We start from the raw sequence: 23,288 nt of genomic DNA, 5'->3' as shown, positions 1-23,288 counted from the left end.
GTCATGTCGATTGCGAGCGTATTCAACATTGCCGGCAGCGCCATGAGTGCCCAGACCACGCGTCTGAACACCGTCGCCAGTAACATCGCCAACGCCGAGACCGTGTCGTCGAGCATCGACCAGACCTACCGTGCCCGTCACCCGGTGTTCGCCACCATGTTCCAGGGCGGCCAATCCGGCGGCAGCGACTCGCTGTTCCAGGAGCAGGACGCCGCAGGGCAGGGTGTGCAGGTGCTCGGCGTGGTCGAAGACCAGAGCAACCTCGACGCACGCTACGAGCCGAACCACCCGGCCGCCGACGCCAAGGGCTACGTCTATTACCCGAACGTGAACGTCGTTGAAGAAATGGCCGACATGATTTCCGCCAGTCGTTCGTTCCAGACCAACGTCGAAATGATGAACACCGCCAAAACCATGATGCAGAAGGTCCTGACCCTCGGTCAGTGATAAGGGGCGAGTCACATGAGCGTCACCAACACCACCAGTGGTTTGAGCCTCAACGAGATTCTGGCCAACTCCTCGGTCAAGACCAACACCACCACCGATGGCCTGGCCTCGGCGACGAATGCGGCTACCGGTTCCAAGGAACTGGGCAAGGATGCGTTCCTGCAATTGCTGGTCACCCAGCTGAAAAACCAGAACCCGCTGGAGCCGCAGGATAACGGCGAGTTCGTTGCCCAGTTGGCGCAATTCAGCAGCCTGGAAGGCATCACCACACTCAACGAAACCGTGAGCGGTATTGCCGGCAACTACAACTCGTCCCAGGCCCTGCAAGCCTCGTCACTGGTGGGCCGTTCGGTCATAGCCCCGGGTAACAAGGCTGTGGTCGATACCTCCAAGAGCCTCAACGGCACGGTGGTGGTACCAGCCTCGGTGTCCTCGCTCGCGATCAAAATCGCGGACAAGGACGGCAAGACCGTTCGTACGATCGAGCTGGGTAGCCAGAATGCCGGTAATTCGGCCTTCATCTGGGATGGCAAGAACGATGCGGGCACCACCCTTGAGTCGGGTACTTACACCTTCACCGCTTCGACCACTATCGACGACAAGCCCGTGTCGCTGATCACCAACCTGCCGGCGACCGTCAGCAGCGTGACGATCAGCCAGACGGGCGGTGAGCTGATGCTCAACCTGGCCGGGCTGGGCAGCATCGCCCTGTCCAAAGTACAAACTATTGGTATGTAGAGCCGACTAAACCGGCAAAAGGAGTGCAACATGTCTTTCAACATCGGCCTTAGCGGTCTCTATGCAGCCAACAAGCACCTGGACGTGACCGGCAACAACATCGCCAACGTGGCGACCACCGGTTTCAAATCGTCCCGTGCGGAATTCGAAGACGTCTACTCGGCCACCAGGCTGGGCAGCGGCACCAAGACCGTCGGTAACGGCGTGCGCCTGGCCAACGTCTCCCAGCAGTTCAGCCAGGGTGACGTCAACAACACCGGCAACGTGCTGGACATGGGCATCCAGGGTTCGGGCTTCTTTGTCCTGAGCAACGACGGTTCCCTGAGCTACACCCGTGCCGGTACGTTCAAGACCGACAAGGAAGGTTTCATCACCAACAGCGATGGCACTGCGCGTTTGCAGGGCTATGGCGTGGATGCCAATGGCAACATCCTCAACGGTATTCTGACCGACCTGCGCATCGACACTTCCAACCTGCCGCCGCAAGCGACCAGCCTGGTTTCGTCGACGATTAACCTGAATTCGACGGCAACGCCGATTTCCCAGGCGGCTCCCTACGTATTCGATCCAACCGATACCGCCACGTTCACCAAGCAATTCACCACCCCTGTCTACGATACCCAGGGCAACCAGCACTCGATGGACCAGTACATGGTCAAGACTGGCGCCAACACGTGGGATGTCTACACCCTGATCGATGGCCGTAACCTCAATGGCAGTGCGCCGGTTGCGCCGAACGCCCCCGTTCCTTCGACGATGACCTTTGACTCGAATGGCAAGTTGGTCCAGGTCAGCACCCCGCCTGCGACCATCAACAACGATCTGGTACTCACTGGCTGGGTGCCTGGCACCGTGACCAACGGTGTGTGGACCGCCAACGGCGCCGGTTCGTCGACTATCACCGTCTCCATGGCCAACACCACCCAGTTCAACGCCGACACCGCGCGTTCGATTCCTGCCCAGAACGGCTACGCCACTGGCCAGATCACCAACCTGACCATCGACGGTAGCGGTGTACTGCTGGCCAACTTCAGCAACAACCAGACCAAGCCGATCGGTCAGCTCGCCCTTGCCAGCTTCACCAACGAGCAAGGCCTGCAACCGGTAGGCGGCAGCGGCTGGAAAGAAACCTTCGCCTCGGGTATCCCGGGCTACGATGCTCCGGAAACCGGCACCCTGGGTTCGATCGTCTCCAACTCCCTGGAAGAGTCCAACGTCAACCTGACCAATGAACTGGTCGAGCTGATCAAGGCCCAGAGCAACTACCAGGCGAACGCCAAGACCATCTCCACCCAGAGCACCATCATGCAGACCATCATTCAGATGGCCTGATATCGATGGTTGCCTGAACGCTGCACAAGAAGCCCCTCGCAAGAGGGGCTTTTTTGTGGGTGGGTGTTTTCGGGGTGGCTGTCCCGGCCTCATCGCGAGCAGGCTCGCTCCCACAGGTGGACGCATTCCAATGTGGTCACTGGCTGAACCAAAGCCGCTCCCACAGGGATTTTCAGTGAGCGCAAATCTTGCGAACGAACCGGAACATATGTGGGAGCGAGCCTGCTCGCGATGGGGTCAGCCCAGTCGCTACTTTTCTCAAGGCAAAAGAAAACCCCCGATAAACCAGCGGTCTATCGGGGGCTTCTTTAGCAAGCGCCTTGCAGCGCCCACCCACTCAGCTTATTGGCAAGCTTCGCAATCCGGCTCATCGATCGCGCAGGCCTTTGGCACGGGTGCCGGGCCGGCTGGAGCCGCCAGGACCGAATCGTCACCGTGGTTGCCGCCGCTGGAAACAGCGTTCAGCTTGCCGGTGTTGATGGTCGACTTCTCGGTGCTGGTGGCGGCCAGGGCACGGAGGTAGTAGGTGGTTTTCAGACCACGGTACCAGGCCATGCGGTAGGTCACGTCCAGCTTCTTGCCCGAGGCACCGGCGATGTACAGGTTCAGCGACTGAGCCTGGTCGATCCACTTCTGGCGACGGCTGGCCGCGTCGACGATCCACTTGGTGTCCACTTCGAACGCGGTGGCGTAGAGCTCCTTGAGCTCCTGCGGGATGCGCTCGATCTGCTGCACCGAACCATCGTAGTACTTCAGGTCGTTGATCATGACCGAGTCCCACAGGCCGCGGGCCTTGAGGTCGCGAACCAGGTACGGGTTGATCACGGTGAACTCGCCCGACAGGTTCGATTTCACATACAGGTTCTGGTAGGTCGGTTCGATCGACTGCGACACGCCAGTGATGTTGGCGATGGTGGCGGTCGGTGCGATGGCCATGATGTTGGAGTTACGGATGCCTTTCTGTACACGGGCGCGAACCGGCGCCCAGTCCAGGGATTCGTTCAGGTCAACGTCGATGTACTTCTGGCCACGCTGCTCGATCAGGATCTGTTGCGAGTCCAGCGGCAACACGCCCTTGGACCACAGCGAACCCTGGAACGTCTCGTACGAGCCGCGCTCGTCGGCCAGGTCGCAGGAAGCCTGGATCGCGTAGTAGCTGACCGCTTCCATGGACTTGTCGGCGAACTCGACCGCAGCGTCCGAACCGTACGGGATGTGCTGCAGGTACAAGGCGTCCTGGAAGCCCATGATGCCCAGGCCGACCGGACGGTGCTTGAAGTTGGAGTTCTTCGCCTGCGGCACCGAGTAGTAGTTGATGTCGATCACGTTGTCGAGCATGCGCACAGCGGTGTTCACGGTGCGTTGCAGCTTGGCGGTGTCCAGCTTGCCATCGACGATGTGGTTCGGCAGGTTGATCGAGCCCAGGTTGCAGACGGCGATCTCGTCCTTGTTGGTGTTCAAGGTGATCTCGGTGCACAGGTTCGAGCTGTGGACCACGCCCACGTGCTGCTGCGGGCTGCGCAGGTTGCACGGGTCCTTGAAGGTCAGCCATGGGTGGCCGGTTTCGAACAGCATCGACAGCATCTTGCGCCACAGGTCTTTGGCCTGGACGACTTTGAACAGCTTGATCTTGTTGTACTCGGTCAGGGCTTCGTAGTACTCGTAGCGCTCTTCGAAAGCCTTGCCGGTCAGGTCGTGCAGGTCTGGAACTTCGGATGGCGAGAACAGGGTCCACTTGCCGTCGTCGAAGACGCGCTTCATGAACAGGTCAGGGATCCAGTTGGCGGTGTTCATGTCGTGGGTACGACGACGGTCATCACCGGTGTTCTTGCGCAGCTCGATGAACTCTTCGATGTCCATGTGCCAGGTTTCCAGGTAGGCACACACCGCGCCCTTGCGCTTGCCACCCTGGTTGACCGCGACTGCGGTGTCGTTGACTACCTTGAGGAACGGTACGACGCCCTGGGATTTGCCGTTGGTGCCCTTGATGTACGAGCCCAACGCGCGAACCGGGGTCCAGTCGTTGCCCAGGCCGCCGGCAAATTTGGACAGCATGGCGTTGTCGTGGATGGCGCCGTAGATGCCCGACAGGTCGTCCGGTACGGTGGTCAGGTAGCAGCTCGACAGTTGTGGACGCAGGGTGCCGGCGTTGAACAGCGTCGGGGTCGAGGCCATGTAGTCGAAGGACGACAACAGGTTGTAGAACTCGATGGCACGGTCTTCACGCTGCTTCTCTTCGATCGCCAGGCCCATGGCCACGCGCATGAAGAAAATCTGCGGCAGTTCGAAACGGATACCGTCCTTGTGGATGAAGTAACGGTCGTACAGGGTTTGCAGACCCAGGTAAGTGAACTGCTGGTCGCGCTCGTGGTTGATCGCCTTGCCGAGCTTTTCCAGGTCGAACTCGGCCAGTACCGGGTTCAGCAATTCGAATTCGATACCCTTGGCGACGTAGGCCGGCAAGGCCTTGGCGTACAGGTCGACCATCTCGTGGTGGGTCGCGCTCTCGGCGACTTCCAGAAAGCTCAGGCCTTCGGCACGCAGGGTGTCCATCAGCAGGCGGGCGGTCACGAAGGAGTAGTTCGGCTCGCGTTCCACCAGGGTCCGCGCGGTCATCACCAGCGCGGTGTTGACGTCCTTGAGTGCGACGCCGTCATAGAGGTTTTTCAGGGTTTCGCGCTGGATCAGGTCGCCGTCGACTTCTTCCAGGCCTTCGCAGGCTTCGGTGACGATGGTGTTCAGGCGACCCATGTCCAGCGGCGCGAGGCTGCCGTCGGCGCGTGCGATGCGGATCGAAGGGTGGGCCTGGACCGGTGCGTCGGCCGGGGAGCGGGTGGCACGTTCCTTGGCGCGCGAATCACGGTAGATCACATAGTCGCGGGCCACTTTCTGCTCGCCGGCACGCATCAGGGCCAGTTCGACCTGGTCCTGGATTTCTTCGATGTGGATGGTGCCACCCGACGGCATGCGACGCTTGAAGGTTGCGGTGACTTGCTCGGTCAGGCGGGCCACGGTGTCGTGGATGCGCGACGAAGCGGCGGCGGTGCCGCCCTCAACTGCGAGAAACGCTTTGGTGATGGCGACGGTGATCTTGTCATCGGTGTAAGGAACGACAGTGCCGTTACGCTTGATCACACGCAGCTGGCCAGGCGCGGTAGCGGCCAGATCCGAGTTCGAATCAGCGGCCAGCGGCGCGGTGCCCTGCGGGTTCTCGCGAGTTGTGTCGGTGTGCATGGGTGTCTCCACATTCTCTATGTTTGTTTGGGCACCATCACGGTGCCCACCGTTCCGTCCTGAAGCACTACAACCGACTGGCGCCGGGTATAACAACTTCGGGACAGTAGGAAGCAGGCCTGAATACCGCTTCCTTCCGAAGTTCTGGGCTTCGAGCCTGGGCTCGAAACCGGATTGCAGAGGTGCCTGCAATGGACTGCAACACCCGTACCGTTCTGGTCGTTTTGACCTTGAAACGATGGCCATCCGCAAGGGGCGGTCTGGTCTTGGGGGAATGCGGTGTTTCAGTCGGACAAAGGCAAGAAAAGCGCTTGAATTATCTGTCCGACTTGTGTTTGGTTTTTGGTCGAAAACCCTACATGTAGGGGTTTTTACGCGACGGGCTACAAGATAATGCGTTTTGGGGGATGAATGCAACGTGCTACCTGTGGATAAGCCTGTGCGTAATTTGTGTGCGAAACGTGGAACAGCTCTGTAGGCCGCGACCTTGCTGGAGTGGACCTTTTTTCATCGTTTTAACGATCCGAAAACAGCCCGATGGTTTTTGCGGGCGCGGACGTTACCATACAAGTCCCGCGCGACCGAACGCATTTGTCCGCTTGTTTTATGCAGGGCCGGCGTTTATACAATCGGCCCGTGCATGGGCATGCTTATCCTCCTTTAACATGACAAAAAGATGGGGGAGGTGCATTCGAAGTGGGTACCACCCTGTGGCGAGGGGATTTATCCCCGCTGGGCTGCGGAGCAGCCCTGAAACGGGCGGCTATGGTGTGTCAGACGGAATGCAGGGGCCGCTTCGCGACCCAGCGGGGATAAATCCCCTCGCCACAGGTAAGTGCTCATCTGATAGTGCCCATCTAGATGCCGATCCCTCCTTATTCTCACAACAAGACGAGGCCCCCCGTGGAACAAGAAGCCTGGCAGGTATTGATCGTCGAGGATGACCAGCGGCTGGCCGAGCTGACTCGCGAGTACCTGGAAAGCAACGGCCTGCGCGTGGCCATTGAAGGCAACGGTGCGGTGGCGGCGGCGCGGATCATTGCCGAGCAGCCGGACCTGGTGATCCTCGACCTGATGCTGCCCGGCGAGGACGGCCTGAGCATCTGCCGCAAGGTACGCGAGCATTACGACGGGCCGATCCTGATGCTCACCGCCCGCACCGACGACACCGATCAGATCCAGGGCCTGGACCTGGGCGCCGACGATTACGTCTGCAAACCGGTGCGGCCACGCCTGCTCTTGGCCCGCGTCCAGGCCCTGTTGCGACGCAGCGAACCGGAACCGGCCACGCCGCAAAAACCACGGCGTCTGCAATTCGGCCCGCTGGTGGTGGATAACGCCTTGCGCGAAGCCTGGCTGCAAGACAACGGCATCGAGCTGACCAGTGCCGAGTTCGATCTGTTGTGGCTGCTGGTGTCCAATGCCGGGCGCATCCTGTCCCGGGAAGAAATCTTCACTGCCCTGCGCGGCATCGGTTATGACGGCCAGGACCGCTCCATCGACGTGCGCATCTCGCGCATCCGTCCCAAGATCGGCGACGACCCGGACCATCCACGGCTGATCAAGACCATCCGCAGTAAGGGTTATCTGTTCGTTCCTGAAGCTTGCGTAGACCCGACGCCGTGAACTCGATCTTCCTGCGCATTTACGGCGGCATGTGCGCGGCCCTGGTGCTGGTGGCGGTACTCGGCGTGCTGGCCCTGCATTTGCTCAACCAGACTCGCAGTGAGCAGTACCGCGAGCGTCTGGCCCACGGCACGTTTTCCTTGATGGCCGATAATCTGCGGCCCATGAACGACACCGAGCGACGCCGGGCCCTGGCGGTGTGGGAACGCCTGCTGGGCATTCCCCTGGCGTTGCAGACTTACGCCCAGACCGATCTGGATCTCGGCCAGCGCACCCGTGTCATGCGCGGCCAGGCCCTGGTGGAGCAGACCGGGCCCCATGCGGCGAAAGTTTATCGGCTGGTCAGCGACGCTGAAAAACTGATGCTGGTCGGGGAGGTCCGTCAGATCAGCGAGCAACTGGCCCGGGCAACTATCTACCTGCTGGCCGATGAGTTGGTGCGTTACCCGGTGGCCGAGCAGCCTGAACGCCTGGCGCAACTCAAGCAGGAAAAAGGCTTCGGGTTTGACCTGCGGCTGATGCCCATTACGCAGGCGGACATGGACGAAGACCAGCGTCGGCGCGTGGCCGAGGGCGACACGGTCATGGCGCTGGGCAAGGGCGGTGACTCGATCCGGGTGTTCGCCGGCATGGTCGGTACGCCGTGGGTGCTGGAAATCGGCCCGTTGTACCAGATGAACCCTTATCCGCCTGAGTGGCTGGTGCTGATCGCGGCGCTGGGGTTGAGCCTGATCGGGCTGATCGTTTACCTGTTGGTGCGCCAGTTGGAGCGGCGTCTGCGTGGTCTGGAATCGGCCGCCACCCAGATCGCCCAGGGCAGCCTGGAAACCCGGGTGCCGGCTCGCGGTGCTGACTCGGTAGGGCGATTGGCCGCCGCGTTCAACGGCATGGCCGAACACTTGCAGCAGTTGTTGGCGATTCAGCGGGAGCTGGTGCGTGCGGTGTCCCATGAGTTGCGCACCCCGGTGGCGCGCCTGCGTTTTGGCCTGGAGATGATCGGCAGCGCTACCACGCCCCAGGCCCGGGACAAATACCTGGCGGGCATGGATCACGACATCGAAGACCTGGATCGGCTGGTGGACGAGATGCTGACCTATGCGCGACTGGAGCAGGGATCGCCGGCCTTGAACTTCCAGCGCGTGGATCTGGATGCGCTGGTCAATCAGGTCATTGAAGAGTTGGGACCGCTTCGGGCCGGGATTACGGTCGAGCGCGGCCTGTGCCTGTCTGCCGCTGATTGCGATGGCGCCTGGGTCGAGGCCGAGCCGCGCTTCCTGCATCGGGCCCTGCAGAACCTGGTGAGCAATGCGATGCGTCACGCCAGCTCCCGGGTGACGGTCAGTTACCAGGTGGGTCAGTTGCGTTGTCGGGTGGACGTCGAGGACGACGGGCCCGGCGTGCCGGAGGCGGCGTGGGAGCGGATCTTCAAGCCCTTCCTGCGCCTGGACGACAGCCGTGCCCGTGCTTCAGGTGGTCATGGGTTGGGGTTGTCGATCGTGCGGCGGATCATCCACTGGCACGATGGCCGGGCGTTGATCGGCAAGAGCAAGAGTCTGGGTGGGGCCTGCTTCAGCTTGAGCTGGCCGCGGCATCAGGACAGGTCTTGAAGGTGTGGCGCCTGTGCGGGCCTTATCGCGAGCAGGCTCGCTCCCACATTGAAATGCAGTCTCCTGTGGGAGCGAGCCTGCTCGCGATAAGGGCCTGAAAAACGCGACAAATCTCAGGCCTTGATCCCCACCAGACTCAACAACTGCCCATCCTTCACACCAAACTGCGCCGACAGTTCACTGCCATGACGCCACTCGGCCGACAGGTCGGTGAGCAACTGCAGCCGAACCTGTCCGCTATGGGTCCATTCCAGCACTTGGGCATGTTCGAAATAAAAGCGCTGCCTGACGATCGGGTACAGCGCCTTGAACAGGCTTTCCTTCACGGAAAAGGTCAGGGTCACCAGCAAGGCTCGGTCATCTTGCGCGGTCGCGGCCATGCGCAGCAGTTCCGGCGGGGTGAGGATTTCACCGGCCAGGCGCTCGGCCCGCTCGGGATCGAGCAGGTTTTCCAGGTCCATGCCCAGCCCTTGCCAGTGGTGTTTTCTGGCGACGATGGCCGCGGCCCGGCCGGTGCTGTGGGTGATCGAGCCACTGACATGGGCCGGCCATACCGGGGCGCGGTCGTCACCGATGGCCGGCACACAGGTCTGGCCGTCCAATTGATGAAGGGCCGCTCGGGCGCAGATCCGCCCGGCAAGAAATTCCGCCTGACGCTTGGCCACCGAACGCTGGATGCTCGCGGGCGGCTCGATGGCACTGTTCGGAAAATCATCAGCGCTTAGCAACAACGGATCGAAGCGGGTGCTCAGCAGCAGGGTATCGGGCAGGGCTTGAGGCAACAGCCATTGATCGTCCAGGGGCGTGCAGCAGGCGGGCAGGGCGGGGAGAGCATTCATGCCCGGCATTTTGCCGGGTTGGCTTGAGGCTGGGTAGTGGGGCATAAAGATTGTGAGCGGGTGAGGCTTTTGTGGCGAGGGAGCTTGCTCCCTCGCCACAGGGGGGTGTTTCAGCTGAAGGATGGGGTTCAGCCAAAAATCTTCTTGAAAAACTTCTGCATGTCCGCCCAGGACTTTTCATCGGCTTGCTTGTTGTAGCCAATATCCGGCCCGCCATGTTCGCCGTGGCCCAGGCGGTCGGCGTCGGGGTTGCTGAAGCCGTGCTTGGCGCCTTCAAGGTTGACGAAGGTGTAGTCGGCACCGGCCTTGTCCATTTCGCTCTTGAACGCGGTGACGTTGTCCGGGGTGACCATGCTGTCCAGCGCGCCATGTTCGACCAGGACCTTGGCCTTGACGCTGCCCGGTGTTGCCGGGGTATTGGTGACCAGCGCGCCGTGGAAACTCACCACGCCGGCCAGTGGAACACCCTGGCGCGCCGCATCCAGCACCACTTTGCCGCCGAAACAGTAACCGATGGCGGCGATTTTGTCCGGGTCGGTATGGGGTTGTTTCTTCAACAGGTCGAGGCCGGCCTGGAACCGCGCACTGGCCGCCTTGCCGTCCTTGAGAGCCGCCTGCATGAACGCCATGGCGTCCTTGGGGTGCTCGGTGTTCTTGCCGTCGCCGTACATGTCGATGGCCAGCGCGCTGTAGCCCAGGCCCGCGAGGTCACGGGCGCGGCGCTTGGAATAATCGTTCAGCCCCCACCATTCATGTACCACCACCACGCCCGGGCGCGGGCCTTTGACCGCGTCGTCGTAAGCGTAGTAACCCATCAGTTTGGTGCCGTCGGCACTGGTGTAGGGAATCTCCTGGGTCTGGATGGCGGCGTGGCTCGCGGCGCTAAAGGCCAGAAGTACAACAGCAAGCAACCTGTGCATGACGGATCTCCTTGATAAATGCAGGGGGTGAGACAGAACACTCTAGCCGATTCATTCAGCGCAGGTTCAGAGAACGTTCAAGGGCCATTCAGGGACGGTTGGTTAACGTGGCTGTGACTTCACAAACCACCCACGTTGCACAGGAGCTTGAACATGACTCACATGAAAACTCTGCTGTTGGCTTTCACGGTGCTGGGCGCCAGCGCCATGGCCCACGCCGATGACAACTTCGCCAGCCTGACACTCGGCCAGACCAGCGACAAGGTCAAGAAGTCCGACGCGCTGAACGCTAACCTCAATCACCCGAACGCCGACGGTATCATCGGCAAGGACACCACCTATGGCGTCCGACTGGGCCGGCAAAACGACCAGGGTCGCTACTACGCCACGTACGACAACGTTTCGGGCACTCACAATGGCATTAAATTGCGCCAGGAAAACCTGCTGGGCAGTTACGATATGTTCTATCCGGTCACCGGCAGCACCAAGCTGTTCGGCGGCGGTACGGCGGGCCTGACCAAACTGACCCAGGACTCCCCCGGCTATAGCCGTGACAGCGATATCGGCTACGCCGTGGGTTTGCAGGCCGGCATCCTGCAGAAGGTTTCACAAAACACCTCGCTGGAACTGGGTTACCGTTACCTGCGCAGCAACGCCAGCACCGAGATGAGCCCCCACGCAGGTGGCAAGGTTGGATCGCTGGACCTGACCAGCAGTGCCCAGACTTATCTCTCGGCCAACTACACGTTCTAAGGCTGGAAGGTGAGCGTGGTCAGCCGGATCGGCCCAAGACGATCCGGCGCCGCTTCTCGTAAACCGATGTGCATGACTGGACTGTTCGATTTGCCTGGGAGAGCCCCATGAAATTACTGGTCGTCGAAGACGAAGCCTTGCTGCGCCATCACCTGCAGACCCGTCTGACCGACAGCGGCCATGTGGTGCAGGCCGTGGCCAATGCCGAGGAGGCCTTGTATCAGGTCGCGCAATTCAATCACGACCTGGCGGTGATCGACCTGGGCTTGCCGGGCATCAGCGGGCTGGAGCTGATCCGCCGGTTGCGCTCCCAGGACAAGACCTTCCCGATCCTGATCCTTACTGCCCGCGGCAACTGGCAGGACAAGGTCGAAGGTCTGGCCGCCGGTGCCGACGACTACGTGGTCAAGCCGTTTCAGTTCGAAGAGCTGGAGGCCCGCCTGAACGCGTTGTTGCGCCGTTCCAGTGGTTTCACCCAGTCGACCATCGTGGCCGGTCCGTTGCTGTTGGACCTCAATCGCAAGCAAGCGTCCCTGGGTGAGGAAGCGTTGGCGCTGACGGCCTATGAATACCGCATCCTTGAATACCTGATGCGCCATCATCAGCAGGTGGTCGCCAAGGACCGCTTGATGGAGCAGCTTTACCCGGATGACGACGAGCGTGACCCCAATGTCATCGAAGTGCTGGTGGGGCGTCTGCGGCGCAAACTGGAAGCCCCGGCCGGCTTCAAACCGATCGAAACCGTGCGTGGCCTGGGTTACCTGTTCAACGAGCGTTGCCAGTGATTCGTTCGCTACGGTTGCGGTTGATGCTGGCCGCCATGACCCTGGCGGTGTTGTTCATGCTGGCACTGCTGCCGGCCATGCAAGGCGCGTTCAGCCTGGCCCTGCAGGAGTCCATCGAACAACGCCTGGCGTCGGACGTGACCACGCTCATTTCCGCTGCCCGCGTGGAAAACAACCGCTTGAAGATGCCGGCGCAATTGCCCGATGAGCGCTTTAACCTCGCCGACGCCCGTCTGCTGGGCTACATCTATGATCGCGACGGGCGTCTGGTGTGGCGGTCCAAGGCCACTCGGGAAGAGAACATCAATTACACGCCGCGCTACGACGGCCAGGGCAATCAGTTCGCGCGTATCCGTGAAGACAACGGCCAGGAGTTTTTCGTCTACGACGTCGAAGTCAAACTGCTCGGTGGCCAGAGCGCGGCGTTCAGTTTCGTCACCCTGCAACCGGTGCGCGATTACGAAGTGACGCTCGACGGCCTGCGGGAAAATCTCTACCTGGGCTTCGGTGCTGCGCTGGCAGTGTTGTTGGCCCTGTTGTGGATTGGCCTGAGCTGGGGACTTCGCGCGTTGAGGCGCTTGAGCCAGGAACTGGACGAAATCGAAAGCGGCAGCCGGGAAAGTCTCAGCACCGAGCACCCCCGGGAGCTGCTGCGCTTGACCGGTTCCCTCAACCGGCTGTTGCATGGCGAGCGGGAGCAGCGCAGCCGCTATCGTGACTCCCTCGATGACCTGGCCCATAGCCTGAAAACCCCGCTGGCGGTGCTGCAAGGCGTGAGTGAAGACATGGCCCGGCGCACCGAAGATCGTGGACAGGCCTGGGTGCTGCAAAGCCAGATCGAGCGCATGAGCCAGCAGATCGGCTATCAGTTGCAGCGCGCGAGCCTGCGCAAAAGTGGCCTGGTGCGCCATCAGGTGCGCTTGCGCCCGGTGCTGCAAAGCCTGTGCGATACGCTGGACAAGGTCTATCGCGACAAGCGCGTCCACGTCAGCTTCGATCTGCCGGAGCAGTGCCATGTGCCGATCGAGCAGGGCGCCTTGCTGGAAATGCTCGGCAATCTGTTGGAAAACGCCTATCGGCTGTGCCTGGGCGAGGTGCGCATCAGCGTGCATCAGACCCTCGGCGGTATTGAATTGTGTGTCGAGGATGACGGGCCAGGTGTGCCGCCGGATCAACGCGCGCGGATTCTGCAGCGTGGCGAGCGGCTGGATCGCCAGCATCCGGGGCAGGGCATTGGGCTGGCGGTGGTCAAAGACATCATCGAAAGCTACGGCGCCCGGTTGACCCTGGGGGATTCAGAGTTGGGCGGGGCGGCATTTCGGATTCATTTTCCGGTGGTTTGACTGCTAACGGATACCTGCTGGAATCAGACCTGTGGAAGCATGGCTTGCCCGCGATGGCAGTCTCAAGGGCACCATCGCGGGCAAGCCAAGCTCCCACATTTTGATCTGAGGGGCGCGCGGGTTGTGTGTCCACTGAAAATCAGCAGCCCCTCCATCAACTCTCCTGCTCCCGATAAGCCCCCGGCGTCACCCCCGTCCATTTCTTGAACGCCCGGTGAAACGCCGACGGTTCAGAGAATCCCAGCTGTTCGGCAATCTGCTGCAACGACAGGTCCGCGCGTCCCAGATGGTAGATGGCGATATCCCGCCGCAGCTGATCCTTGAGTTCCTGGAAGCTGGTGCCTTCCTCCCGCAGATGCCGGCGCAACGTCTGCGGACTGATGTGCAGATGGGCGGCGACGGTGTCCAGATCCGGCCAGCGTGCGGCGTCGCGGCTGAGCAGGCGGCGTAGCTGGCTGCTCAGGCTGTTGCCATCGTCAGGGCGTGACAGCAGGTCGGCGGGGGAATGTTCGAGAAAGTGTTTGAGGGTTCGTTCGTCCTGCAACAACGGCATATTCAGGTAACGACTGTGGAACAACAGGCTGCAACGTTGCGCCTGGAACACCAGCGGGCAGGGGAACAACAGATCGTACTCAGCCCCATGGGCGGGCTTGGCATAGCTGAATGTCGCCTGTTCCAGACCGATCCGCTGGCCGATCAGCCAACTGCCGAGGCGATGCCAGATCACCAGCAGGCTTTCGGCCAGGAAATGGTCGGGGTCGCGCAGTGTCGTTTCATCCAGGTTCAAACGCACCCGTTCCCCTTCGGCCTCAAGCGTCAGGCTCGGGGCGTCGGGGAAGAGGCTGTAGAACAACAACCCGCGCTGAAGTGCCTTGCCCAGGGTCCGGCAGTGGATCAACGCGTGACACATCATGGCAAACGTCCCGGGTTTACTGGGGGCCAGACCAAATCCCAGATACTCGTCCCCCAGTGCCAGCCGCAGGGCCTGCAACAGGCTGGCGAACTGCGCTGGTGCTATGCGTGCTCGCGGCTCGTCCAACAGCTCGGGGCTGATGCCCAGCTGTTGCAACAAGGGAACGTAATCGAAACCTTGCCGGCGCGCACCACCCAGGGCGGCGCGGGCGAAGTGGCTGGCGATGGTGCGTTGGCGCATGGCAGGAATCCGTTTATTGAGCTGCCGATGGTAGCAGGGGCCTTGCGCTCGACAAGGCGGATATCCGCCAAATCCCGGAGCGGGAACGGCCTTGTGGGCGGGAATCCGCCATCTGCGTCTGGCTGTTCAGGTCTGTTTACCCGCGTGTAGCCCTTGTAGCTCAAGGGTTGTAGGCATTTTCCTGAAAATGGCATGGGCCTTGCGATAGGCATCCGCAGGTCTGCCGCCGTGCAGCCGCCAAAACAAATCCCTCCAGTGCAGGAGGGTTCGCAATTGAGGTTTCGTGGACGACAGGTGGATGTTGTCACACGGGACGCTTGAGGAAGGTTTGCCATGACGACTCGTCAGCCACTGTACAAATCCCTGTATTTCCAGGTGATCGTAGCCATTGCCATCGGCATTTTGCTCGGCCACTTCTATCCGCAGACCGGCGTTGCCCTCAAACCGCTGGGTGACGGATTCATCAAACTGATCAAAATGGTCATCGCTCCCATCATCTTCTGTACCGTTGTCAGCGGTATTGCCGGCATGCAGAACATGAAGTCGGTGGGCAAGACCGGTGGCTACGCGCTGCTGTACTTCGAAATCGTCTCCACAATCGCCCTGTTGATCGGTCTGGTCGTGGTCAACGTCGTGCAACCGGGCGCTGGCATGCACATCGATGTGACGACCCTGGACACCAGCAAGATCGCCGGTTACATCTCGGCTGGTAAAGACCAGAGCATCGTGGCCTTCATCCTCAACGTGATCCCGAACACCATCGTCGGCGCGTTCGCCAATGGCGATATCCTGCAAGTGCTGATGTTCTCGGTGATCTTCGGTTTCGCCCTGCATCGCCTGGGTGCCTACGGCAAGCCGGTGCTGGACTTCATCGATCGCTTCGCCCACGTGATGTTCAACATCATCAACATGATCATGAAACTGGCGCCCGTCGGTGCGTTCGGTGCCATGGCGTTCACTATCGGCGCCTACGGTGTCGGTTCGCTGGTGCAATTGGGCCAGTTGATGATCTGCTTCTACATCACCTGTGTGGTGTTCGTCCTGGTGGTGCTGGGCGCCATCTGCCGGGCCCACGGCTTCAGTGTCGTCAAGCTGATCCGTTACATCCGTGAAGAACTGCTGATCGTGCTGGGTACTTCCTCGTCGGAATCGGCCCTGCCACGCATGCTGATCAAGATGGAGCGTCTGGGTGCGCAGAAATCCGTGGTGGGTCTGGTGATCCCGACCGGCTACTCGTTCAACCTCGACGGCACTTCGATCTACCTGACCATGGCTGCGGTGTTCATCGCCCAAGCCACCGACACGCCGATGGACCTGACTCACCAGATCACCCTGTTGCTGGTGCTGCTGCTGTCGTCCAAAGGTGCTGCCGGCGTGACCGGTAGCGGCTTCATCGTGCTGGCGGCCACCCTGTCGGCTGTGGGTCATCTGCCGGTAGCTGGCTTGGCTCTGATTCTGGGTATCGACCGCTTCATGTCCGAAGCCCGCGCCCTGACCAACCTGGTGGGCAATGCTGTGGCCACCATCGTGGTTGCCAAGTGGGTCAAGGAACTGGACGTAGACCAGTTGCAGAGCGAACTGGCTTCCGGCGGTCGCGGCATCTCCGACACCCGTGAAGAAGACGACCTGGGCGTGGCCGAAGGCCCAACCCCTGCTGCTGTGAAGTAACCTTTCGCTGCAATAAAAAACCCGCTTCGGCGGGTTTTTTTATTTGAGGGATTTTTCAGTCGAGGATGCTGTTGCTGAGCGCAATGGTCAGCCAGACTGACATCTGCGGTAATTGCTCCACCGCCAACCCCTGCCTAGTCTTGAGGGCATCATCACGCGGAGATCGCCCATGCAAGGCCCACTGGCATCGCTCAAGGTTCTGGACTTCTCGACCCTGCTGCCCGGCCCGTTCGCCTCATTGTTGCTGGCGGACATGGGGGCCGAGGTGTTGCGCATCGAGTCGCCGACCCGCCCGGATCTGTTACGGATACTGCCGCCCCATGATCAGGGCGTCTCGGCCAGCCATGCCTACCTCAACCGCAACAAGCGCAGCCTGGCCCTGGACCTCAAGCAGCCGGCGGCGCTGGAGGTGATCAAGCAGTTGCTGGGCGACCACGACATCCTGCTGGAACAGTTCCGCCCCGGTGTGATGGAGCGGCTGGGCCTGGGGTACGAAGCCTTGAAGGCGATCAATCCCCGATTGATCTACGTGTCCATCACCGGCTACGGCCAGACCGGGCCCTACAAGGACCGCGCCGGCCACGACATCAACTACCTGGCCCTGGCGGGGCTCGCCAGCCACACCGGGCGTGCCGACGCCGGGCCGTTGCCGCTGGGCATTCAGGCGGCGGACATCGCCGGTGGTTCCCTGCACGGGGTGATCGGGCTGTTGGCGGCGGTGATCGCCCGTCAGCAGACCGGGCAGGGCCAGCATCTGGACGTGAGCATGACCGACTGTGTGTTCAGCCTCAACGCTTTGGCCGGTGCCGGTTATCTGGCCTGCGGCGTGGCACCTGAGTGGGAAAACCAGATGCTCAACGGTGGCAGCTTCTATGACTATTACCGCACCCGGGATGGCCGTTGGATGTCGGTGGGCAGCCTGGAGCCGGTCTTCATGCAGGCGTTGTGCGAGACCCTGGGACGGCCGGAGCTGGCGGCCCAGGGGCTGTCGCCCCATCCAGATCAGCAACGGCAGCTAAAGCAGCAACTGCAGGCTGAATTCGAGAAGCATGATTTCGCTGAGCTGTGCCGGTTGTTTGCGGGGGTTGATGCTTGCGTCGAACCGGTGCTGAGCCTGGAAGAAACACTCAGGCATCCCCAGTTAGCGGCCCGGGATGTCGTGACCCAGGTGCCTCGTGGCGATGGCTCGAGCCAGGCGCAGATGGCCTGTCCGTTGAAGTTCTCGCAGGGCTTGCCCGAGCCTCGGCATATTGGCGCGGAGCTGGGAGCGCACACGGATCAGGTGTTGGGGGAGTTGGGGTTTAGTGTTGAGCGGATTGCGCAACTGCGCGATGCCGGGGTGGTTTTGTAGCGTTCTTTCGGGCCTCATCGCGAGCAAGCTCGCTCCCACACTGGACCTATAGCACTCACAGAATCCCTGTGGGAGCGAGCCTGCTCGCGATGGGGCCAGCCCAGACGCAACAAAAACCTGCTACTCCACCCGAGTCTCCCCACTGAACACCAAGGTATTGCGGCAACTGCGGCACAAATAGCGGCGCCCCTGACGTACCAGGCTGTGACGCTGGGCCGAGAAGGGGAAGTCGCTGCCGTCGCAGGGGCATTTGTAGATGTAGCGGGTCACGCTGCGGCGCTTGATCTCGTAGGTATGGCAGCGGTTGGGCGGCAGTTCGTACACGCCGCGCATGATCAGTTGCCACTCTTCACCATGAGGCTGAATGCGTTCGCCGAATAGCTGATGGGCAATCAGGTGCGCAACCTCGTGGGCGACGGTCTGCTTGAGAAAGTCTTCGGCGTTTTCCCGGTACAACTGTGGATTGAAGCGCAGCAGATTCTCATGCAGGTGCGCGACACCGGCCTTCTGGCCACGCAATTTGAAGCTGACCACGGGACGTTTGAAAGGACGTTTGAAAAAGGTTTCGGCTTGTTGGTAACACTCTTCGACGCGGGTATTGAGTTGCTCAAGCATGCTGTACGGGTCTCCAGAGGCTTGAGTATGCCGCAAGCGCCGGCCGTTGCGAATCGCCCAGACGCCCAGTGGTCGTTTCGCCAGCGCCAAACACAGGAAGGCCGCCTTGCGGCGGCCTGTATTGGCAGATATTGCTTTGTTTTCAGAAGGGAACCCTGAGCGGGTTCGAACCCTTCAGTTGGTATACACCGGACCGACGCCCAGCCCCCAGACAATCACCGTAAACGCCATGATAGCCACCAGCACCACCAGGCCCACGGCGAGCACCGAACTGGAAAACAGAAAACCCTCGTCCTGAGGAATATTCATGAAAGTGGGCAGGCCCACATACAGCAGGTAGACGGTGTAGCAGATCGCTGCCGTACCGACGATCATCCCCAGCCACATGTGCGGATAGAGCGCCGCCAGGCCGCCGATGAACAAGGGGGTCGCGGTGTAAGTGGCGAATGCGACGCAGCGCGCCAGGCTCGGGTTGGCGTCATAGGTACGGGCCATCCAGTGCACGAAGGCGCCCATCACCGCCACACCGCCCAACATGGCGAGGTACGACATGATGGTCATCCACAACGCACTTTCCTGGGTCAGCATCACCGGAGGCCGGTTGCCGATGACCCATCCCACCTGCGTGGTGCCGATAAACGCCGATACCGCGGGAATGGCCGCCAGGATCAGCGTGTGGGTGAGGTACATGTGGCTGATGCTTTCCTCCTGATCGCCACGGATTTCTTTCCATTCTTGATCAGGGTGGGTAAAGAGCCCCACGACATGATGGATCATAGTCAGTCACTCCTTTGTTATTGCCATCGCCCCCCAACGGAGCGCCTACGGGCCAAACGGCCGAGTAAGTACAGGTCTGTAAGTGTGTGCGATCTTATGTCGCAGTATAGAAAGGAGTTCTCGCCAGGGGGATGGGGGGCTTAGAGCAAATCGCGCTGTAGGCGACGGTGTTAATCGCCGATGGGTCTGTGTACATCGTCTTTGGCGAACACACTGGCGTTGTGGCGAGGGGATAAATCCCCTCGCCACAAAAGGGCATGTCATCAGCCTTCGCCGACGGCGGATTTTTTGCGTAAAATGCCGGCCTTTCGTCACACCTCACGGATTTCGCGTCATGGGCACTCTTACGGTCAACCAGAACAAACTGCAAAAGCGCCTGCGCCGCCAGGCCGGTGAGGCGGTCGCTGATTTCAATATGATTGAAGACGGCGACAAGGTCATGGTTTGCCTGTCCGGCGGCAAGGACAGCTACACCTTGCTCGATGTGCTGATGCATTTGCAGAAGGTTGCGCCGATCAAGTTCGACATTGTCGCGGTGAACATGGACCAGAAGCAGCCCGGTTTCCCCGAGGATGTGTTGCCGGCCTACCTTCAATCGCTGGGCGTGGAGTATCATATCGTCGAGAAGGACACCTATTCGGTGGTCAAGGAACTGATCCCGGAAGGCAAGACCACCTGCTCGCTGTGCTCACGCCTGCGTCGTGGCACGCTCTACACCTTTGCCGACCAGATCGGCGCGACCAAGATGGCCCTGGGGCACCACCGCGACGACATCGTCGAGACCTTTTTCCTCAACATGTTCTACAACGGCTCGCTCAAAGCCATGCCGCCCAAGCTGCGCGCCGATGACGGGCGCAACGTGGTGATCCGCCCGCTGGCCTACTGCAGCGAGAAAGACATCCAGGCCTATTCGGACTTCAAGCAGTTCCCGATCATCCCTTGCAACCTGTGCGGCTCCCAGGAAAACCTGCAACGCCAGGTGGTCAAGGAGATGCTGCAGGAGTGGGAACGCAAGACCCCGGGCCGTACCGAGAGCATTTTCCGCGGCTTGCAGAACGTCGTTCCGTCGCAACTGGCGGACCGTAACCTGTTCGACTTCACCAACCTGCGCATCGACGAAAGCGCCACGCCGCGATTCGTCAACGTGGTGAACCTCTGACGAACTCAGCGGCTCCTATTCACGGCGCTCGTGGCCAGGTCACTTAGAGCGCCGTTTTCATTTCCGACCCCAGGAGAGGGCATGCGCGATTACAAGTGGCTGCACGAGTATTGTCTGAACCGCTTCGGTTCGGCGGCTGAACTGGAAGCCCACCTGCCTGTTCCCAAGACCCCGGCCCAACTGCGCAAGATCAGCGACGACCGCTACCTCTCGACCATGGCGCTGCGGGTGTTTCGCGCCGGGCTCAAGCACAGCCTGGTGGACGCCAAGTGGCCGGCGTTCGAGGAAGTGTTTTTCAAGTTCGACCCGGAAAAAGTCGTGCTGATGAGCGCCGAGCACCTGGAGCGGCTGATGCAGGACGCGCGGATCATCCGTCACTTGGGCAAGCTCAAGAGCGTGCCGCGCAACGCGCAATTGATACTGGACGTGGCCCATGAAAAAGGCAGCTTTGGCGCGCTGATCGCCGACTGGCCGGTGACCGACATCGTAGGCCTGTGGACCTACCTGAAAAAGCACGGCCATCAACTGGGCGGTCTGTCGGCTCCGCGTTTCCTGCGGATGATGGGCAAGGACACTTTTGTGCCCAGTTATGACGTGGTGGCGGCGCTCAATGCGCAGGACATCATCGACAAAGTTCCCACCAGCCTGCGGGATCTGGCGACGGTGCAGCAGGCCTTCAACCAGTGGCATGAAGAGAGTGGTGGAAGGCCCATGAGCCAGATTTCGATGATGCTGGCGTATACCGTCAATCATTGAGGCCGCATCGCGAGCAGGCTCGCTCCCACAGGGGATCTGTGAACGCCACAAATCTCATGTGGGAGCGAGCCTGCTCGCGATAGCCATCTATCAGGCGACGGAAATCTCGCCTTCTCCAGCCAACCGCCGGTTCAACTGAAACCTCCAACGCACATACAGCAGCGCCGAGCAGAACACCGCCACGCTCGCCGTCATTTCCAGCAAGCCGAACACCTGTCGGTTCGGGTCATAGGCCGCCAGCGCGCCTTTGATGAAGTACAGGTTCACCACAAAGCACATCCACGAATGCCCGCGGGGGCTGCCGCTGATCATGCCTGGCGCCAGTATCAGCAGCGGCACCAGCTCGATCAGCAGAATCACCCAGGGGCGCGCGCCGTGCAGGTCGGCGATCAGCAGGTAATACACACAGAGCAACCCCACCAGCCCGAAAAAGCACAGCAGGCTCAGGACCCGGGCGATGCGTACCCGCGGTTCCAGCCACTGAATGGGCGGCAGGATTTTCGGCTTCTTAGCCACGGCCGTTCTCCAGCAGTAGGGCGGTTTTTGCCAGGCGCAAGCCCAGTGCCCGGCACAGCGCCACTTCATGTTCGTTCAAGCCGCTTTTACCGTCGGCCCCGGCGTGATGGCTCGGGCCGTACGGCGTGCCTCCGCCCTCGGTTTCGATCAAGGCTGACTCGCTGTAGGGCAGGCCGGTGATCAGCATGCCGTGGTGCAACAGCGGCAGCATCATCGACAGCAAAGTGGTTTCCTGGCCGCCATGCAGGCTCGCGGTGGAAGTGAACACACCCGCCGGCTTGCCCACGAGGGCGCCGGTCAGCCACAGGTTGCTGGTGCCATCGAGAAAGTATTTCAGCGGCGCGGCCATGTTGCCGAAACGGGTCGGACTGCCCAGGGCCAGGCCGGCGCAGTTTTTCAGGTCATCGAGGCTGGCGTACAGCGGGCCTTGTTCGGGAATGTCCGGCGATACCGCTTCGCACTCGGCGGAAATCGCCGGCACCGTGCGCAACCGCGCTTCCAGCCCGGCCTGCTCGATGCCCCGGGCGATCTGCCGGGCCATTTCGTTGGTCGAGCCACTGCGGCTGTAATACAACACCAGAATGTACGGTGTGCTCACGGCAGGATCTCCAGGATCTTCTCTGGCGGGCGCCCGATCACGGCCTTGTCAGCGGTTTCCAGAATCGGTCGTTCCATGAGTTTGGGGTGAGCGGCGATGGCGGCGATCAGTTGGGACTGGCTCAGGTTTTCATCGGCCAGGTTCAGGGTCTTGTATTCGTCCTCACCGGTGCGCAGCAGTTGCCGGGCAGTGATGCCGAGCTTGGCCAACAGGCGTTCCAACTGCGCTTCGTCGAGCGGGGTTTCCAGGTAGCGGACCACGGTGGGCGTCAGGCCACGGGCCTCCAACAGTTCCAGCGCACCGCGGGATTTGGAGCAGCGCGGGTTGTGATATAGCGTCAGATCGGTCATGAGCGGGTCGCATCTTGCGTAAGGTGGCGGCTATTCTACTGTGTCGCGAGGTACCAGGCACCTGAGACGGGCGCGTTCGAAAACGGTGGGCCGCGCCGACGTTCACATTCAATACAAGGATTGGCACATGGCAAGGCGATTGACGACGGCACTGGCATTCATGGGGATTTTATTGCTCGCCGGCTGCGGGAATGACTACGGAGTTGACCAGAACGGCCAGGCTATCGCCTCAAAACGGCTGGACAAACAGTGGGTGGTGCTCAACTACTGGGCCGAGTGGTGCGCACCGTGCCGTACCGAAATCCCCGAGTTCAATGCCCTGGCCGAACAGCTCAAGGGCCGTAACGTGGGGGTGTTCGGGGTCAATTTTGATCAGGTGCAAGGTGAGGAGCTCAAGAGCGCGAGCGAGAAAATGGGCATCCGCTTCACCGTGATGGCCCGGGACCCGGCCGACTTTTTTGATATCCCGCGCAGCGAAGGGTTACCGGTGACTTACATCATCGACAACCAGGGCAAGGTGCGCGAGCAGATGCTGGGGGAACAGACGGCGGCGGGGGTGATGGCCAAGCTTGAGGCGTTGCAGGCGTTCAAATAACCACCTGTGGGGCTAGGGTGGATACCTTGTGGCGAGGGGATTTATCCCCGCTGGCGCGCGCAGCGGCCCATACTTCTGTTTGCCACTGCGGTTTATCAGTCAAGGCGCTCGGGGCTGCTGCGCAGC

Annotated in this window: 22 protein-coding genes; 13 read left to right on the top strand and 9 right to left on the bottom strand. The window is 61.0% G+C overall.

Annotated elements, in window-relative coordinates; all coding sequences use genetic code 11:
• Positions 1 to 3 precede the first annotated feature (3 nt).
• From flgC to flgE, 3 genes are read left to right on the top strand one after another with little or no spacing between them, the layout of a single operon-like run.
• Positions 4 to 447 (top strand): flagellar basal body rod protein FlgC, encoded by a 444-nt coding sequence (gene flgC, locus PSH91_RS20125; RefSeq protein ID WP_014339780.1) that lies wholly within the window; start codon positions 4 to 6, stop codon positions 445 to 447.
• Between the two features lie 15 nt (positions 448 to 462).
• Positions 463 to 1,185, top strand: a complete 723-nt coding sequence (gene flgD / locus PSH91_RS20120) for a flagellar hook assembly protein FlgD (RefSeq protein WP_047228757.1) — start codon at positions 463 to 465, stop codon at positions 1,183 to 1,185.
• Positions 1,186 to 1,215: 30 nt separating this feature from the next.
• Complete coding sequence (gene flgE / locus PSH91_RS20115) at positions 1,216 to 2,517, top strand: flagellar hook protein FlgE (RefSeq protein WP_047228756.1); 1,302 nt, start codon at positions 1,216 to 1,218, stop codon at positions 2,515 to 2,517.
• 342 nt (positions 2,518 to 2,859) lie between these two features.
• On the opposite strand, the gene PSH91_RS20110 is transcribed toward flgE, so the two are convergent.
• Positions 2,860 to 5,751, bottom strand: a complete 2,892-nt coding sequence (locus tag PSH91_RS20110) for a ribonucleoside-diphosphate reductase subunit alpha (RefSeq protein ID WP_047228755.1) — start codon at positions 5,749 to 5,751, stop codon at positions 2,860 to 2,862.
• A 903-nt stretch (positions 5,752 to 6,654) separates the two neighbouring features.
• Here PSH91_RS20110 and PSH91_RS20105 point away from each other — a divergent pair.
• Positions 6,655 to 7,377 (top strand): response regulator, encoded by a 723-nt coding sequence (locus tag PSH91_RS20105; RefSeq protein WP_173406651.1) that lies wholly within the window; start codon positions 6,655 to 6,657, stop codon positions 7,375 to 7,377.
• Positions 7,374 to 8,984, top strand: coding sequence for an ATP-binding protein (locus tag PSH91_RS20100; RefSeq protein ID WP_047228753.1), 1,611 nt, complete (start codon positions 7,374 to 7,376; stop codon positions 8,982 to 8,984). Before PSH91_RS20105 ends, PSH91_RS20100 begins: the two co-directional genes overlap by 4 nt.
• Positions 8,985 to 9,097: 113 nt before the next feature.
• Here the strand turns inward: PSH91_RS20100 and PSH91_RS20095 are convergent, their stop codons facing one another.
• Both PSH91_RS20095 and PSH91_RS20090 read right to left on the bottom strand, forming a co-directional pair.
• Complete coding sequence (locus PSH91_RS20095; protein ID WP_305466579.1) at positions 9,098 to 9,823, bottom strand: 4'-phosphopantetheinyl transferase; 726 nt, start codon at positions 9,821 to 9,823, stop codon at positions 9,098 to 9,100.
• A gap of 128 nt (positions 9,824 to 9,951) precedes the next feature.
• The gene (locus PSH91_RS20090; protein ID WP_047228751.1) at positions 9,952 to 10,743 is read right to left on the bottom strand and encodes a dienelactone hydrolase family protein; all 792 of its coding nucleotides are present in this window, start codon (positions 10,741 to 10,743) and stop codon (positions 9,952 to 9,954) included.
• Positions 10,744 to 10,896: 153 nt separating this feature from the next.
• Here PSH91_RS20090 and PSH91_RS20085 point away from each other — a divergent pair, with 153 nt between their 5' ends.
• The 3 genes from PSH91_RS20085 (at position 10,897) to PSH91_RS20075 (ending at position 13,624) form a co-directional block, all read left to right on the top strand.
• A complete protein-coding gene (locus PSH91_RS20085; protein WP_107321731.1) occupies positions 10,897 to 11,496 on the top strand; it encodes a hypothetical protein in 600 nt (199 codons plus the stop codon).
• A 107-nt stretch (positions 11,497 to 11,603) separates the two neighbouring features.
• On the top strand, positions 11,604 to 12,281 hold the full coding sequence (locus PSH91_RS20080; protein WP_047228749.1) for a response regulator: 678 nt from the start codon (positions 11,604 to 11,606) through the stop codon (positions 12,279 to 12,281).
• The gene (locus PSH91_RS20075; RefSeq protein ID WP_305466578.1) at positions 12,278 to 13,624 is read left to right on the top strand and encodes an ATP-binding protein; all 1,347 of its coding nucleotides are present in this window, start codon (positions 12,278 to 12,280) and stop codon (positions 13,622 to 13,624) included. Before PSH91_RS20080 ends, PSH91_RS20075 begins: the two co-directional genes overlap by 4 nt.
• A 154-nt stretch (positions 13,625 to 13,778) precedes the next feature.
• On the opposite strand, the gene PSH91_RS20070 is transcribed toward PSH91_RS20075, so the two are convergent.
• Positions 13,779 to 14,777 (bottom strand): AraC family transcriptional regulator, encoded by a 999-nt coding sequence (locus PSH91_RS20070; RefSeq protein ID WP_305466577.1) that lies wholly within the window; start codon positions 14,775 to 14,777, stop codon positions 13,779 to 13,781.
• Between the two features lie 333 nt (positions 14,778 to 15,110).
• On the opposite strand from PSH91_RS20070, the gene PSH91_RS20065 reads away from it, so the two are divergent.
• Both PSH91_RS20065 and PSH91_RS20060 read left to right on the top strand, forming a co-directional pair.
• On the top strand, positions 15,111 to 16,445 hold the full coding sequence (locus PSH91_RS20065; protein WP_047228746.1) for a dicarboxylate/amino acid:cation symporter: 1,335 nt from the start codon (positions 15,111 to 15,113) through the stop codon (positions 16,443 to 16,445).
• Between the two features lie 169 nt (positions 16,446 to 16,614).
• Positions 16,615 to 17,796 carry a CaiB/BaiF CoA-transferase family protein gene (locus tag PSH91_RS20060; protein ID WP_160893167.1) on the top strand — a complete coding sequence of 394 codons (1,182 nt, stop codon included), beginning with the start codon at positions 16,615 to 16,617 and terminating at the stop codon, positions 17,794 to 17,796.
• A 120-nt stretch (positions 17,797 to 17,916) separates the two neighbouring features.
• Here the strand turns inward: PSH91_RS20060 and PSH91_RS20055 are convergent, their stop codons facing one another.
• Both PSH91_RS20055 and PSH91_RS20050 read right to left on the bottom strand, forming a co-directional pair.
• On the bottom strand, positions 17,917 to 18,411 hold the full coding sequence (locus tag PSH91_RS20055; protein ID WP_047228744.1) for a SprT family zinc-dependent metalloprotease: 495 nt from the start codon (positions 18,409 to 18,411) through the stop codon (positions 17,917 to 17,919).
• Between the two features lie 174 nt (positions 18,412 to 18,585).
• Positions 18,586 to 19,188 (bottom strand): Yip1 family protein, encoded by a 603-nt coding sequence (locus tag PSH91_RS20050; protein ID WP_047228743.1) that lies wholly within the window; start codon positions 19,186 to 19,188, stop codon positions 18,586 to 18,588.
• Positions 19,189 to 19,522: 334 nt separating this feature from the next.
• Here PSH91_RS20050 and ttcA point away from each other — a divergent pair, with 334 nt between their 5' ends.
• Both ttcA and PSH91_RS20040 read left to right on the top strand, forming a co-directional pair.
• The gene (gene ttcA / locus PSH91_RS20045; RefSeq protein ID WP_047228742.1) at positions 19,523 to 20,347 is read left to right on the top strand and encodes a tRNA 2-thiocytidine(32) synthetase TtcA; all 825 of its coding nucleotides are present in this window, start codon (positions 19,523 to 19,525) and stop codon (positions 20,345 to 20,347) included.
• Positions 20,348 to 20,428: 81 nt separating this feature from the next.
• A complete protein-coding gene (locus PSH91_RS20040; RefSeq protein ID WP_076383753.1) occupies positions 20,429 to 21,103 on the top strand; it encodes a DNA-3-methyladenine glycosylase I in 675 nt (224 codons plus the stop codon).
• Positions 21,104 to 21,193: 90 nt separating this feature from the next.
• On the opposite strand, the gene PSH91_RS20035 is transcribed toward PSH91_RS20040, so the two are convergent.
• From PSH91_RS20035 to arsC, 3 genes are read right to left on the bottom strand one after another with little or no spacing between them, the layout of a single operon-like run.
• Positions 21,194 to 21,619 (bottom strand): DUF2069 domain-containing protein, encoded by a 426-nt coding sequence (locus PSH91_RS20035; protein ID WP_047228740.1) that lies wholly within the window; start codon positions 21,617 to 21,619, stop codon positions 21,194 to 21,196.
• Entirely contained in the window at positions 21,612 to 22,217 is a 606-nt protein-coding gene (gene wrbA / locus PSH91_RS20030; RefSeq protein ID WP_047228739.1) for an NAD(P)H:quinone oxidoreductase, read from the bottom strand. Before wrbA ends, PSH91_RS20035 begins: the two co-directional genes overlap by 8 nt.
• Entirely contained in the window at positions 22,214 to 22,567 is a 354-nt protein-coding gene (gene arsC, locus PSH91_RS20025; protein ID WP_107321733.1) for an arsenate reductase (glutaredoxin), read from the bottom strand. The genes wrbA and arsC overlap by 4 nt, the downstream gene beginning before the upstream one ends.
• 127 nt (positions 22,568 to 22,694) lie before the next feature.
• On the opposite strand from arsC, the gene PSH91_RS20020 reads away from it, so the two are divergent.
• The gene (locus PSH91_RS20020) at positions 22,695 to 23,162 is read left to right on the top strand and encodes a TlpA disulfide reductase family protein (protein WP_076383756.1); all 468 of its coding nucleotides are present in this window, start codon (positions 22,695 to 22,697) and stop codon (positions 23,160 to 23,162) included.
• The last annotated feature ends 126 nt before the right edge of the window (positions 23,163 to 23,288 follow it).

Source organism: Pseudomonas sp. FP1154, assembly GCF_030687245.1.
Lineage (GTDB): Bacteria > Pseudomonadota > Gammaproteobacteria > Pseudomonadales > Pseudomonadaceae > Aquipseudomonas > Aquipseudomonas rhizophila.
The sequence above is the reverse complement of the archived record's forward strand: the minus strand, read 5'-3'. Positions and strand labels throughout refer to the sequence as shown.

Excerpts from the sequence above, each read along its gene's own strand:
- flgC (WP_014339780.1), top strand. The coding sequence starts at position 4 with ATGTCGATTGCGAGCGTATTCAACATTGCCGGCAGCGCCATGAGTGCC.
- flgD (WP_047228757.1), top strand. The coding sequence starts at position 463 with ATGAGCGTCACCAACACCACCAGTGGTTTGAGCCTCAACGAGATTCTG.
- flgE (WP_047228756.1), top strand. The coding sequence starts at position 1,216 with ATGTCTTTCAACATCGGCCTTAGCGGTCTCTATGCAGCCAACAAGCAC.
- PSH91_RS20110 (WP_047228755.1), bottom strand. The coding sequence starts at position 5,751 with ATGCACACCGACACAACTCGCGAGAACCCGCAGGGCACCGCGCCGCTG.
- PSH91_RS20095 (WP_305466579.1), bottom strand. The coding sequence starts at position 9,823 with ATGAATGCTCTCCCCGCCCTGCCCGCCTGCTGCACGCCCCTGGACGAT.
- PSH91_RS20090 (WP_047228751.1), bottom strand. The coding sequence starts at position 10,743 with ATGCACAGGTTGCTTGCTGTTGTACTTCTGGCCTTTAGCGCCGCGAGC.
- PSH91_RS20085 (WP_107321731.1), top strand. The coding sequence starts at position 10,897 with ATGACTCACATGAAAACTCTGCTGTTGGCTTTCACGGTGCTGGGCGCC.
- PSH91_RS20080 (WP_047228749.1), top strand. The coding sequence starts at position 11,604 with ATGAAATTACTGGTCGTCGAAGACGAAGCCTTGCTGCGCCATCACCTG.
- PSH91_RS20070 (WP_305466577.1), bottom strand. The coding sequence starts at position 14,777 with ATGCGCCAACGCACCATCGCCAGCCACTTCGCCCGCGCCGCCCTGGGT.
- PSH91_RS20065 (WP_047228746.1), top strand. The coding sequence starts at position 15,111 with ATGACGACTCGTCAGCCACTGTACAAATCCCTGTATTTCCAGGTGATC.
- PSH91_RS20060 (WP_160893167.1), top strand. The coding sequence starts at position 16,615 with ATGCAAGGCCCACTGGCATCGCTCAAGGTTCTGGACTTCTCGACCCTG.
- PSH91_RS20055 (WP_047228744.1), bottom strand. The coding sequence starts at position 18,411 with ATGCTTGAGCAACTCAATACCCGCGTCGAAGAGTGTTACCAACAAGCC.
- PSH91_RS20050 (WP_047228743.1), bottom strand. The coding sequence starts at position 19,188 with ATGATCCATCATGTCGTGGGGCTCTTTACCCACCCTGATCAAGAATGG.
- ttcA (WP_047228742.1), top strand. The coding sequence starts at position 19,523 with ATGGGCACTCTTACGGTCAACCAGAACAAACTGCAAAAGCGCCTGCGC.
- PSH91_RS20040 (WP_076383753.1), top strand. The coding sequence starts at position 20,429 with ATGCGCGATTACAAGTGGCTGCACGAGTATTGTCTGAACCGCTTCGGT.
- arsC (WP_107321733.1), bottom strand. The coding sequence starts at position 22,567 with ATGACCGATCTGACGCTATATCACAACCCGCGCTGCTCCAAATCCCGC.
- PSH91_RS20020 (WP_076383756.1), top strand. The coding sequence starts at position 22,695 with ATGGCAAGGCGATTGACGACGGCACTGGCATTCATGGGGATTTTATTG.